Source organism: Endozoicomonas sp. GU-1, assembly GCF_027366395.1.
Taxonomy (GTDB): domain Bacteria; phylum Pseudomonadota; class Gammaproteobacteria; order Pseudomonadales; family Endozoicomonadaceae; genus Endozoicomonas.
Map to the genome: position 1 here is coordinate 5031776 of NZ_CP114771.1, position 13429 is coordinate 5045204.

Sequence of the window (13429 nt, forward strand, 5' to 3'; positions counted from 1 at the left end):
CTGATAAATTGTGGGTTTTATGATTCTGGCCGGTTACACCGGTAAGCTCGGGCTGTTTACGATCAAGCATCTGGCAATATTTCTGGTAAGGGTCCGATGTCATCCAGGTAGTCTATTAGAATGAAACTGTAGTCTAATTCTGATAACACATCAGTCCAGATCAATAGCAATGTATTTCCCACCAAGGCCACGGTAACTCATGGATAACGCTTATTTTGATGCCATTCATATATGGTTACAGCAGAACACTGGCCTGATTGGTCCTGCTGTAGCAATGGTGGCCTGTCTGGAATCACTGGTTGTGGTGGGTATTGTTCTGCCGGGTGTGGCCCTGCTGTTTGCATTAGCGGCTATTGCCGGGGCGGCTTCCATTTCTATCTATCCAATCCTCCTGTGGGCTTTTCTGGGGGCTGTTGTCGGCGATGGGGTCAGTTACCTGCTTGGCTATCATTACCACGAGCGAGTCAGGGGCTGGTGGCCATTTCATCGTCATCCCCAATGGTTGGAACGTGGTGAAGATTTCTTCAGGGAGTATGGTTTTTTAAGCATTGTGATCGGGCGCTTTGTTGGTCCTGTCCGCCCCATCATACCGGCAGTGGCGGGTATGATGGGTATGGTTCCCAGTTACTTTTTTACCGTTAATATTCTCTCAGCCTTGGCCTGGTCTCCGTTTTACCTGCTTCCGGGTTATCTGACGGGAGCCGCACTTCAGTGGCATGATAAGGTGCCCGATCAATTGTTGGTTGTGTTGTCAGCGATTACCGGTGTTGCCATCCTGCTTCCGCCATTGCTGATCAGTGCTCATCGTCACTTCAAGCCTCGGTTTATCGGGTATCTGGTGCTGGTATCAGGGCTGCTTACCTTACTGATTACTGCTCACCGGGCAGGGTTGCTGGAGAGCGTTAATCAAGGTGTTGACCAATGGCTGAAAGCGGTTCAATTGCCCTGGTTGCAAAAGGTGATGTACTGGGTGGCCCAGATTGGCAGTATTCCTGTTTTGGGTATTGTTTCCGCAGGTGGCTTATTCTGGCTTTACCGTTCTAATCGGGTTGCCACTCTGTTCAGTCTGCTTTTTGGTGGTGTATTAATGGTTTGTTCTGTCTGGCTTATCAACGGGCTGGCAGGCAGTGACAGGTCTGTGACATGGCTTGATCTTTATGCTTTCCCCTCTGTGCATACAACAGTCTTCGTCTATGTACTGTTTTCTTTTGTTGCCTCGGTAGCAGTAAACCGTCCGTTTAAAGTCCAATGGCTATCGGGGAGTGTTGCTTTGGGGCTGGTGATGATTGACGCTTTTGCCCGGCTGGTTTTGCAGGTTAACTGGTTTGGCGACGTTATGACGGGGTTGTGCCTTGGTTTATTCTGGGGACTGGTTGCTCTTGCGCTGAAAAGCGGAATCAATGCCCGGAGTAAACGTATTTTTCCCGTTTGATTTGCCGGGGGGATAACCCTCTGTCTCTGAGCAGGGTCACGCAATCATCAATCATGCCCGGATTTCCGCAGAGATAAACCACATCGTTTTCAGGGTTCAGGTTGAGGGCGTCAAACTGGTCTTGCACGTGGCCCGTGTACTCATGGTTTACCGTATTTACGGCGGACTCACGGCTTAAACAGGTGCGGTACTTTAAGTTCGGCAGTTGGGCAAAATCTTCAGAATAAATGCTTTCCTCTCGATACCTGAAACCCTTTACAACGGTGACAGCTGTTCCCTTATCACTAAGCGTTTTCAACTGCGGAATCATGCTTCGATAGGGGGCAATCCCTGTGCCAGTTCCCACCAGAAGAAGCTGTCCGGGAAAGGTGTCCGGCAGCGTGAGGGCCCCGAACGGGCCAGAAATATTCAGTTCGGTTCCGGCAGGGGCTTTCTGGAAAAGCCCGGAAGCAACCCCACCACTGACCAGGCTGAGCGCTATTTGCAGCAGGCCGGTTGCCTTAAAGTCCTCCGGTGCGTTGGCAATGCTGTAACTTCGTTTATGAAGTTTTCCATCCATCTCAAACTGCAGCTGCACAAACTGTCCGGCAATAAAATTGAAACTCGCTGCTTCGTCCTGTACCAACTCAAAGCTCAGCTGCAGTGTATTGGCACTGAGCTGTTCAGTCTTAAAGAGTGTTGCAGAGAAAAGAGAACCGGGCATTAATGGCTATCCTCATGACGTTATTTCAGTGTTACCGCTTTCATAATAGCTTCTGATCATCCGGGCGAGGGCTCCTCTCCAGGGTTTATTATGAACGCCAAAGGTACTTAAAATTTTTCGGCAGGAGAGGGTTGCATTGGCTGGTGCCTGAATACCATTACGATCATTCAATTTATCCATACGCAGTTTTCGGATTTTCAGGTCCTGAAATTGCGATGCCTCAGAAATCACCACCTCGGCAAAGCGGTTTTCAGAGATAGATTCTGCACCAGCGTAATGATAAGTACCCCAGGGTTCAGCCCCACAGCCCAGTTGCTGGATGATCGCGACAATAACTCTTGCCGCATCGTCGCTGGGGGTCGGGCACCCCTGTTGATCGGATACCACGGCAACCTCTTGCTCTTTGCTGATCTGGTCCAGTAGGTACTTTAAAAGGTTGGTGCGTCGGTGGCTGATGACCCAGGATAGACGAAGAATGATATGCCTTGGGCAGCGCTCACTGATTTGCTGTTCTGCCTGCCATCGGCTGGTGGCCAGAACACCGGCAGGATTAGGTATATCTTTTTCGGTATAAGCTTCCTTTTTGTTGCCATCAAAAATCCGGTAGGTCGAGATATAGACCAGAATGGCCTGCTGTCGGTGGCAACCATCCGCCAGTGTTGCCATGGCATCCCGGTTGATCCGGAAGCATTTGGAGGGCTCGTTTTCGGCCTTCACCGGATCGTTATAACCTGCACAGTTGAACACAATATCTGGCTGGTAATTTTTCAGGCAGGCATCAATGGACTCAGGATTTTCCAGATTTAATTCATCCCTTTTCGGAACGATACAATGGATCTGCTTGTCAAGGAGCAACCGTTGTACTTCCTGGCCGATCAGCCCGGTACCACCAATCAATAGTATTTTCATAAGCACTCGGTCGTTATGAGTTAATGATCACGGGCCATTCAACGCCATTGGATCAATACGGGAAATAGCTCTATTGAAACATGAATAAGAGGACTCAGGAAAAGAATTCTCAACGTTGAAAACATTGGCCAGAGTGATTGATGGCAGTAAGGTCTCTGATAAAAGCCGAAGTTATAGTAAGATAAGCCACTTATTTCCGTCTATTTTTACATTGATGAACCTTCTGAAATCAGGATCTGCTGACGATGTATCTGGCTGAAGCTCCTGTAGAGCAGCATGAAGAAGAGCGTATTCTTCTTGTGGATGACAATCCGACCAATTTGCAGGTATTACTGCAAACCCTCAGTGGCCGTGGCTATAAGCTTCTTATTGCCAAGAATGGAGAGAGTGCTCTCAGGATCGCTGTCAAGGCAAAACCCGCTTTAGTGTTGCTGGATATTATGATGCCCGGCATGGATGGCTATGAGGTCTGCCAACGGCTGAAGGAAAGCCCGGAAACCCGCAATATAACCGTGATTTTCCTGTCCGCCCTGGATGATACCAAAGACAAGGTCAGGGGCCTGGAAACCGGCGCAGTGGACTTTATCTCCAAGCCATTTCAAGCGGAAGAGGTCATTGCCCGGGTACAGACCCAGTTGAAAATCCATAAGCTTGAACAGGCACTTTCCGCGAGAAATCGACAGCTGGAGGCTGATAAGGCCCGCATTCTGGAAAGTATGAATGAAGGGATATTCGGCCTTGATCGACTGGGACTGATTACCTTTGCCAACCCGGCAGCCTCTGCCATGACCGGCTGGTCCATAGAACAACTGACGGGCCAGAACCTGATTCAGTTAATGAAAGGCAGTGAAGATGCCCCATCAGGGCCACTGGCACCGATTGAGGTATCCCTGGGCAAGGGTGTCAGTAAAACCGTTGAAAATGCCACGTTCCTGCACAGTGACGGTTCGCCGTTTCCGGTGGATTTTTCCTGTACGCCGATTATGGAAAACAGTGCCCCCAGTGGCGCAGTGGTTGTGTTCAGGGATATTTCCGAGAAAAAAAGGCAGCAGGAAGCCCTGCAGAAGGCCCTGGATGAACTGGAAAGCCAGAAAGAGCAGCTGACCCACGTCTCCCGGTTGAGCACCATGGGTGAGATGGCCGCTGGCTTTGCCCACGAGGTAAATCAGCCATTGACCGCGATTTCCAATTACGCCCAGGTGGCCAGAAGAATGCTGGCCCGGCTGGAATTGGCCGATGACCTTGGTCTTTCCGAGGCCATGGAAAAAGTCAATACCCAGGCCCGACGGGCCGGGGAAATCATTGCCCGTATTCGTTCTTTTGTGAAGAAGCCGGACCATGTTCTCGGCAGCGTCGATCCCAACCGGTTGATTCAGGATACCTACAAGCTTGCCGAAGTTGACGCCCGTAACAACCACATGGAAATTCATCTGGAGCAGGAAGAGGGGCTTCCGAATGTGAAGGTTGACCCTGTGCAGATCCAGCAGGTGGCATTGAACCTGATTCGTAATGGCATGGAAGCGATGAGAGATATGGAGACCCGCAGTATCGGTGTCTATGTTCGCACCGAAAAGCTGGATGATAACTTTGTCAAAGTGTCGGTCATTGACCGTGGCCATGGTCTGGCAGATGATGCCGAAGAAAAACTGTTTACGCCGTTTTACACCACCAAGGCGGATGGTATGGGTATTGGGCTGACAGTGTGTCACTCCATTATTCAGTCCCATGGTGGTCGGTTGACATTCCAGCGTCACCCGGAAGGCGGGACGATATTTGAATTTACCATGCCGATTGCGGACTGATAATATGGCTGTTTTGCAGCCTTTTATTGCAGAGAATAAACGATAGTGGTGATGCAAGTTGCCGGGAGAAAAGACATTGGCTGATCAAGTGACGGAGTACATGCATGGACTGGGCCAGAGAGCCCGGCAGGCCAGTAAGGAGATGGCCGTTGCTGATACTGCGATGAAAAACAGGGCACTTCTGGCGATAGCAGACGCACTGGAAGCGGATCGTTCTCAGCTGAAGTTTGTCAATACCCGGGATCTGGACGCTGGCCGGGAGCGTGGGCTTGATGCCGCCATGCTGGATCGCCTTGAACTGACCGATGCCCGAATTGATACCATGATTGAAGGTCTCCGTCAGGTGGCCGCCCTGCCAGACCCCATCGGCACTATTGATGATATGAAGTATGTGCCCAGCGGTATTCAGATAGGCAAAATGCGGGTGCCTCTGGGCGTCATTGGCATTATCTATGAGTCCCGTCCGAACGTCACCGTGGAAGCAGCAAGCCTGTGTCTGAAATCTGGCAATGCGGTTATTCTCCGTGGAGGCAGTGAGTCCATTCATTCCAATCAGGCTATTGCCCGGTGCATTCAGCAGGGGCTGGCCCAGGCAGGGCTGCCTGAAGATGCGGTGCAGGTGGTTGAAACTATTGACCGTGCCGCTGTCGGTGTGCTGATCACCATGTCTGAGTATGTCGATGTGATCGTACCTCGTGGTGGCAAGGGACTGATTGAGCGCATCAGTGCCGACGCCCGGGTACCGGTGATTAAACACCTGGACGGTGTCTGCCATGTCTATCTGGATGATCGGGCAGATCACAGCAAGGCCGTCCGGATTGCCATGAATGCAAAAACCCATCGCTATGGTGTGTGCAATGCCATGGAAACGTTGCTGGTGCATCAGGATGTGGCTCAGCCTTTGCTGCGGGAGCTTTCAGGACTTTATTCCCAGAAGGGTGTTGAGCTGCGGGGATGCCCCGTCACCTGTGAGATTCTGCCCGGTGCGATAGCAGCAACAGAAGAAGACTGGTCAGAAGAGTATCTTGGCCCTGTTCTGGCCATTAAAGTGGTTCTGGATATGGATGAAGCAATTGCTCATATCAATCGCTACGGTTCTCATCATACCGATGCCATCGTCACTGAAGATTTTACCCGTGCCCGCCGCTTTATGCGGGAGGTGGATTCAAGCTCTGTTATGGTGAATGCATCCACCCGTTTTGCCGACGGGTTTGAATATGGGCTGGGTGCTGAAATTGGTATCTCTACCGACAAAATCCATGCCCGTGGGCCAGTCGGCCTGGAAGGGCTGACTTCGCAAAAGTATGTGGTTTTTGGGGATGGCCATATTCGCCAGTGATAAGTAGTTGGCCAAATGGAATCGTATATTTCTGGCTAAGTGGGCAGTTGCTATGCAAGGCGCAACGTAGGGAGCATAGCCGTAGCTATGTGACCGGAGTTGCAACGCCGCAGAGTGACTGACAACTTAGTCAGAAATATATGATTTCATTTGGTTAACTACTTACTGCTCTGATAGTGGATTTCCGCCTCTGGAGGGTATCGGGCATTGACTTCTATGATTAATGCTGAGAGCCTGCCCTGTTTAAATGGCCTGATTCGGCACAGGGTAACAAACCATGCTCTGCCGGATCGTCAATACGAGGTTAATTTTGCAGTCTATGCATTCTGATGAGTTAAAACAGCTTGTTGTCGAAGCTATTGAAGAAGTAAAAGGTAATGAAATCACCTGTTTGAATGTTTCGGGTCAAACCAGTGTGACCGATTTTATGGTGATTGCCTGTGGTACCTCCAACCGCCATGTAAAGTCGCTGGCGGATAATGTCATTGAGCAGTGTAAGAAACAGGGTGTTCGACCGTTAGGGGTTGAAGGTCAGGACAAGTCCGAGTGGGTTCTGGTGGATCTTGGTGATGTCGTTGTCCACCTGATGCTGCCTGCTACCCGCCAGTTCTATGACCTGGAAAGACTTTGGGACAGTGCTGACCTGGTTGTCGCTGAGCCCTCCTGATGCGGATTCGGCTGATATCGGTTGGCTCAAAAATGCCGGGTTGGGTTGAAGAGGGCTACAGGGAATACAGTCGTCGGCTGGGTGCGGACGTGAAACTGGAGCTTGTTGAGATTCCTCTCGGTAAGCGCAGTAAAGGCTCTGATATTAATCGCCTTCAGGAGAAAGAGGCTGGCCAGATGCTCGCTGCTGTGGGTTCAGGCGACCTGGTGGTCACCATGGAAATTATGGGCAAGGCCTGGAGCACAGAGAAGCTGGCGGACAACATGGGAGCGTGGCTGCACAGTGGCCGCAACGTCAGTTTACTGGTCGGCGGGCCGGAAGGTTTACATGCATCATGCCTGGCAAAGGCGGATCTCCGCTGGTCATTGTCGCCATTAACATTGCCGCACCCGCTGGTCCGGGTTGTGGTGGCTGAGCAGGTTTACAGAGCCTGGAGCATTCTTCACAATCATCCCTACCACAAGTAAAACTGATGTAACCTTGATTGACGAAGTACTTTCACTCAAGTAAAAGTGAAGGCTAGCTTTCTGGTGAGAGTTTTTATTTGAAATGCAGTGTTTTTTCTTGAGAAACACTGCATTTTTTACGTTTAATATTTGTGTATTAACAGGCTAATGTATCAGTTGATGCATTTAAGAGCAGCCCTTTGACCATACGACTGATGACTGAGATATAACATGCCGCAGGATACCTTAAAGGACCATGGGGCAGAAAAAAGACTGGTAAATATCCGGATCTGGGTTGCCATTGGCTTTATGGTGCTCCTTGCTATGGGGCTGGTTTCCCGCCTCTTCTATCTTCAGGTTGTTCGCTACAATGAGTTGTCAACGCAATCGGATGAGAATCGTGTACTGGCTCAGCCAATCCCTCCTACCCGTGGCCTGATATACGACACCAATGGCAAGCTTCTTGCCGTTAACAAGCCCAGCCATATATTGTCGATTGTTCGGGAGCAGACCAAAGATCTTGCTGGTTTGCTGGATGATATTGGTCATATTTTGTCTCTGACCGACGGTGAGCTGCAGCGTTTTCATCAACGGGTGAAACGACGCCGACCTTATGAAGCGGTCCCTCTGAAGTTTGATCTTACCGCCAAGAGATTGCCCGCATTTCGGTGAATCTTTTCCGTTTGCCGGGGGTGGATATCAATGCTGAACTGATTCGGCAGTACCCCGAAGGAAAGCGTTTTGCCCACAGCATCGGCTATGTAGGCCGAATCAATGATCGGGACTTGAAACGTCTGGACCCGACTCTCTACTCCGGGACTCATACCACAGGCAAGATTGGTGTAGAGCGCGCCTACGAGTCGGTACTTCTGGGTAAACCCGGTCACCAGGAGGTAGAGACCAATGCACGTGGCCGGGTATTGCGCGTGTTGAAAAAAGTTAGCCCGCACGCCGGGCAGGATCTTAACCTTTATCTGGACAGTGAGCTGCAAAAGGTGGCGATTGATGCGATCAATGGCCGCCGAGGGGCTTTGGTGGCCATGGACCCGAAAACCGGTGGGGTGCTGGCAATGGCCAGCAATCCATCCTTTGACCCCAATCTGTTTGTGACGGGGATTGATAGTAAAACGTTCAATGCGCTCAACAGAGATATCGAGCGACCGTTGTACAATCGGGCATCATTAGGTGAGTACCCACCCGCCTCCACAGTAAAGCCGGTGATGGGGCTGGCACTGCTGGCGAATGATATCGTCAAACCGGAGGACCGAATTTTTGATAAAGGCTGGTTTCAGCTACCGGGCAGTGATCACCGTTTTCGTAACTGGAAACGTTCCGGTCATGGCTGGGTTGATTTATCCCGCGCGATATCAGCATCCAATGATACCTATTTCTATATTCAGGCCGGGAAGCTGGGTATCGATAATCTCCATGATTTTGCTGATCAGTTCGGCTTTGGCCACAAAACCGGTATTGATATAAGGGAAGAGCGGCCGGGCCTTTTGCCCTCCAGTGAGTGGAAACGAGGTGCCTATGGCCAGCCCTGGTATCCGGGTGAAACGGTGATTGCGATCATCGGGCAGGGGTATATGCTGGCAACCCCTTTGCAACTGGCAGAGTCAACGGCACTTATCGCCAACCGTGGCAAGTATGTTCAGCCCCGTCTGGTGAAAGAGGATATTCCTGAAATCCAGGGGGAATTCTGGGGGGATGACATTACCATTGGCCGGACTCCCGAGGCGGAAGCCAAGAACTGGGAACTCATTATCAAAGCCATGGAAGATGTTGTTCACTCTCCGGGGGGAACCGCACACTGGCGAATCGGTCGGGGACTCAAGTATCGTATGGCCGGTAAAACCGGAACAGCGCAGGTGGTCAGTATTCCCCAGGGAGAGGAGTACGATGCTGAGAAGCTGAAAGAGTTCGAGCGGGATCACAGTTTGTTTGTCGCATTTGCACCGGTAGAAGATCCCCTGATTGCCGTTGCTGTTATTCTGGAAAACAGCAATGGTGCTGCCAATGTCGCCAGAAAGGTTATGGATTCCTACCTGCTGCCAAGATTAACGGCCAACAGCCATCAAGTGAAGGGGGAGAAATAATGGCCAACCAGGATTTTGTTCGCCAGATCGATCTCCACGGGTTTGGCCGCGGCCCGGGACTGTCCATGCGCTGGCATATTGATTTTATGCTGCTTGGGTTTCTGCTTTTACTCTGTGGTGCGGGGCTCTTTATTCTTTACAGTGCCACCGGTCGGGATATGTCGGTTGTTATTCGACAGGCAACCTACCTGGGCATCAGTCTGACCGGCATGCTGATCGTGGCCCAGATTCCGCCAAGGGTGCTGATGCAGTGGGCCAAGTGGTTTTATGTGGCCGGGGTGCTGCTATTGCTGGCCGTTCTGTTTATGGGCGTACAGTCCAAAGGTGCGCAGCGCTGGATTCAGCTGCCGGGTTTCCGGTTTCAACCATCGGAAGTGATCAAGCTGATTATGCCGATCACCATGGCGGCTTTTCTGGCCAGGCGTCCACTGCCTCCCTCGTTTAAAGATGTGATTTTCTCACTGATTATTATTGCTGTACCGGTGGTACTTATTGCCAAACAACCTGACCTTGGCACGTCTATTTTGATTGGCTCTTCGGGCCTGTTTGTGCTGCTGCTGGCCGGTTTGCGCAAGCGCATGATATTTTCTGCCATCTGTCTTGCGGCACCAGCGATCTATGTGTTCTGGCAGTTCTTTATGTATGACTATCAGAAGCGGAGGGTGCTGACATTTCTGAACCCTGAAAGTGACCCGTGGGGAGCCGGTTGGAATATCATCCAATCCACCATCGCCATTGGTTCCGGTGGGCTTTATGGCAAGGGGTGGTTACAGGGCACGCAATCGCATCTTGATTTTCTGCCAGAGAGCCATACGGATTTTATCATTGCCGTTCTGGCGGAAGAGTTTGGCCTGATGGGATGTCTGGTGCTCTTTGCCCTGTATACCCTGATTCTGGGGCGGGACTATTCATCACCCTGAATGCCGAGACGCTCTTTGGCCGTTTATTGGCAGGTAGTATTACACTGACGTTTTTCGTGTATATCTTCGTGAATATCGGGATGGTCAGTGGACTCCTGCCAGTAGTGGGTGTTCCATTACCCATGGTTAGCCGGGGGGGGGACTTCTTTGGTGACCCTGCTGGCCGGCTTTGGTTTTCTGATGTCGATACATACCCATCGCTCTTTTCTGAGGGCTTCCCAATAGATCTTTACCTTTCTGGCATAGAATTCAAAACCACTGTCGATTAATGTAGAGGCAGGTTGGGTTATGTATTGTTGTCGTTGTTTTGGTGTTTGTGAGAACCCTGAGTTTGTTATTTTTGAATAGGTACGGATACATGAAAAATTTTCCCGGGGTATTCCGTCGAATGTTTCGTGGTGGCCTGCTGATGGCTGCTGTGGTTGCTACTCCTGTCACCTGGGCACTAGCCCAGGAAAATCACGACAGTGACTATCTGGGCAGGCAGGATGTTGATGCTTTTATTGATGAGCTGGTAACTGAACACCGTTTTTCCAGGACAGAGCTTGAGGATATTCTGGCCGGGGCGGAGCGTTCCGAGCGGGCATTGGAGTTGATCAGCCGCCCTGCCGAAGGGACTCTGGAGTGGAAAGACTACCGCAAGATATTTATCACGCCAGAAAGGATAGCGAAGGGTGTCAGCTTCTGGGAAGAAAATGCCGAAACCCTGGCCCGTGTTGAACAGGAGCTGGGGGTGCCAGCCAATATTATTGTGGCGATTATTGGCGTGGAAACCTATTACGGTCGGCAGACCGGTGGCTTTAAAGTGTTGGATGCGCTCACGACGCTGGGCTTTGACTTTCCCCGAAGAGGTGAGTTTTTCCGCAAAGAGCTGAAAAATTTTCTGCTGCTCGCCCGTGAACAGAATCTGGACGTTGATGAACTGACCGGGTCCTATGCCGGAGCCATGGGCATTCCACAATTCATGCCGTCCAGCTACCGTGCCTATGCGGTTGATTATACCGGCGATCAGCAGGCAAATATCTGGCTGAGCGATGAAGATGCCATCGCCAGTGTTGCCAACTATCTGCAAAAACACGGCTGGAAATACGGCAGTGGTGTGGCAGTGCAGGCAAAGGTGTCAGGCGTTAAGCATGAGCAGATCGTCTCTTCAGGATTGAAACCGGACAAAAAACTGAGTCTTGTACAGAAGGCCGGGTGGGCTGTGCCGAAAATGGTACCAAAATCTTCTAAAGTTCTGGCAATGAAACATGAAGGCAGTGCTGGCGCTGAGTATTGGGTAGGACTGCATAATTTTTATGTCATTACCCGCTACAACCGTAGCCAGATGTATGCCCTTGCCGTTTATCAGTTGTCCAGAGAAGTGAAGGACAGTTATAAACGGTCTCTGGCATTGCACAAGCAGGTTGCGAAAGGTAAACAGGGGTGATGGTTTTCCCGGGCTGGTCTTTGCTGAAGGCTCACTGTAAGGTGAGCCTTTGGCGGCTTCCCGGTTGATTGATAACGAACCCTCAGGAATATTATTTGTTAACGTTGAAAAGTATGTTTGATCAAATGGGACGATCTGGAGCCGGTCTCTCAGGCTTGCTATCAATGAAGAACATCGTGGGAATTAACACCCGGGGGTTCCGGCTGGTTCCGGTCGTCATGCTATCAGCCCTGGTTGGCTGTAGCAGTAGTCCACAGGTTCAGGATGGCCCACCGGCGGATTCCGTTGATATCAGTACCATTCCCGATGCAGTCCCATCGCCGATACAGGTCCCTGTTAAAAATACACCCTATACCCTGGGTGGGATTCACTATCAGCCGATGGCCTCTGCCAATGGTTATGCAGAGAAGGGCGAGGCTTCATGGTATGGCACCAAGTTTCACGGGAAGCAGACGGCCAACGGTGAAATCTATGATATGTTCAAGATGACGGCGGCCCATAAAACATTGCCACTGCCCTCCTATGTCAAGGTCACTAATCTGGAGAATGGTCAGTCGGTGGTGGTGCGGGTCAATGACCGTGGGCCATTTCATGGTGACCGACTGATCGATCTTTCTTATGTTGCGGCAAAAAAGCTGGGGTTCGCTGATTCAGGGCTGGCGAATGTGGCAATAGAAGGCATTGACCCGGAGACCTTTGCCCGTTCTCCCGCCCATGAACGGGATGGAGAGTTGCTTTACCTGCAACTGGCCGCCTTTAAAAACTACCATAATGCGCAGCTTTTACGTCGGGATCTCTTTTCCCGGGCGGGTGTCCAGGCGAAAGTGGTCAAGGGGGATGCACCAGAACCACTGTATCGGGTGAGGATTGGTCCGGTAGAAAGTCCTGATCATCTGGAGGAGTTGCTGGAGGGGTTAAGCTCGGCTGAGTTTGCGTCGCCCTATCTTGTGTATGAAAAGCCTGTCGATGAAAAGTCCATGGGTGATGCGGGAACTTCCGAAAAGATGGTGACTGAAGTAGAGGCAGAACAGTCTGAAAAGGTAGTCAAAGCCCCATAAGATTCGGGCTATGGATAGGATGGATGAACTCTGTCCTATTCTCTATCAACCAGTATTTTCAGCATGCCTTTGATTTCGGCCAGCTCATCTTCTACACGGGTCAGACGATCTTCAACGCCGGTTAACCTGCCTGAAACACCGATCAATTTCCCTTCTACCCCCGTCAGGCGACCTTCAAAATCCGTCAGATGTTCATCGGTTTGAGTTTGCCACTGCTCCATGCTGTTAATGCGCTGAATCAGAGCTTTCATCAGTTCTTCAACATTGATCAGGCGCTCATTCATCCCGCTGCTCTGGCGGGTGAGTTCAAAGACCGTTTGTCGTATGGTGACAATGTCTTCGCTCATCTCCGTCAGCTTGGCGTTCTCTTTTGCCGCCGCCCGGGCTTTGGGCTCATTGATACCGAGCTCAATCAGACACTCGTACAGGTCTTCATTTAACATTGTGTCACTCCCACTGTCCCATGTTTTATCAATCATAGAGTTATTGATTACTGTTACGGTTGAAAGGCATTGCTGGCTCATAGTCGTGTATTCACAGGTAAAAATAGAGGGCGTTTGGCAACCTTGCCCGAATAATTCATTATCATCGCAAGGCTTTGGGGTGTAAGGCTGGTAGCGTTTTTTTA

Annotated in this window: 10 protein-coding genes and 2 pseudogenes; 9 read left to right on the plus strand and 3 right to left on the minus strand. The window is 50.8% G+C overall.

Going from position 1 to position 13429, the window contains the following annotated elements; genetic code table 11:
* Window positions 1-199 precede the first annotated feature (199 nt).
* Complete coding sequence (locus O3276_RS21025; protein ID WP_269673063.1) at window positions 200-1432, plus strand: VTT domain-containing protein; 1233 nt, start codon at window positions 200-202, stop codon at window positions 1430-1432.
* On the opposite strand, the gene O3276_RS21030 is transcribed toward O3276_RS21025, so the two are convergent.
* Both O3276_RS21030 and O3276_RS21035 read right to left on the minus strand, forming a co-directional pair.
* Window positions 1398-2135, minus strand: a complete 738-nt coding sequence (locus O3276_RS21030; RefSeq protein ID WP_269673064.1) for an FAD-binding oxidoreductase — start codon at window positions 2133-2135, stop codon at window positions 1398-1400. The two genes, O3276_RS21025 and O3276_RS21030, sit on opposite strands and share 35 nt — an antisense overlap.
* Window positions 2136-2147: 12 nt before the next feature.
* Window positions 2148-3044: an SDR family oxidoreductase gene (locus tag O3276_RS21035; protein ID WP_269673065.1), complete on the minus strand. Its 897-nt coding sequence runs from the start codon at window positions 3042-3044 to the stop codon at window positions 2148-2150.
* A 245-nt stretch (window positions 3045-3289) separates the two neighbouring features.
* Here O3276_RS21035 and O3276_RS21040 point away from each other — a divergent pair, with 245 nt between their 5' ends.
* From O3276_RS21040 to O3276_RS21075, 8 genes and pseudogenes are all read left to right on the plus strand, one after another.
* Window positions 3290-4846: an ATP-binding response regulator gene (locus O3276_RS21040; RefSeq protein WP_269673066.1), complete on the plus strand. Its 1557-nt coding sequence runs from the start codon at window positions 3290-3292 to the stop codon at window positions 4844-4846.
* Window positions 4847-4946: 100 nt separating this feature from the next.
* Window positions 4947-6185, plus strand: a complete 1239-nt coding sequence (locus O3276_RS21045; protein ID WP_269676030.1) for a glutamate-5-semialdehyde dehydrogenase — start codon at window positions 4947-4949, stop codon at window positions 6183-6185.
* A 319-nt stretch (window positions 6186-6504) separates the two neighbouring features.
* A complete protein-coding gene (rsfS, locus tag O3276_RS21050; RefSeq protein ID WP_101746053.1) occupies window positions 6505-6852 on the plus strand; it encodes a ribosome silencing factor in 348 nt (115 codons plus the stop codon).
* Window positions 6852-7319, plus strand: coding sequence for a 23S rRNA (pseudouridine(1915)-N(3))-methyltransferase RlmH (gene rlmH / locus O3276_RS21055; protein ID WP_101746028.1), 468 nt, complete (start codon window positions 6852-6854; stop codon window positions 7317-7319). Before rsfS ends, rlmH begins: the two co-directional genes overlap by 1 nt.
* A gap of 303 nt (window positions 7320-7622) precedes the next feature.
* Window positions 7623-9394, plus strand: a pseudogene (gene mrdA, locus O3276_RS21060) (penicillin-binding protein 2).
* Window positions 9394-10539 (plus strand): annotated as a pseudogene (gene rodA, locus O3276_RS21065) (rod shape-determining protein RodA). The pseudogenes mrdA and rodA overlap by 1 nt, the downstream one beginning before the upstream one ends.
* Window positions 10540-10672: 133 nt before the next feature.
* The gene (gene mltB / locus O3276_RS21070) at window positions 10673-11743 is read left to right on the plus strand and encodes a lytic murein transglycosylase B (protein WP_269673067.1); all 1071 of its coding nucleotides are present in this window, start codon (window positions 10673-10675) and stop codon (window positions 11741-11743) included.
* Between the two features lie 164 nt (window positions 11744-11907).
* Window positions 11908-12801 (plus strand): septal ring lytic transglycosylase RlpA family protein, encoded by an 894-nt coding sequence (locus O3276_RS21075; protein WP_269673068.1) that lies wholly within the window; start codon window positions 11908-11910, stop codon window positions 12799-12801.
* Between the two features lie 35 nt (window positions 12802-12836).
* Here the strand turns inward: O3276_RS21075 and O3276_RS21080 are convergent, their stop codons facing one another.
* Window positions 12837-13244, minus strand: a complete 408-nt coding sequence (locus O3276_RS21080; RefSeq protein WP_163369678.1) for a hypothetical protein — start codon at window positions 13242-13244, stop codon at window positions 12837-12839.
* Between the last annotated feature and the right edge of the window lie 185 nt (window positions 13245-13429).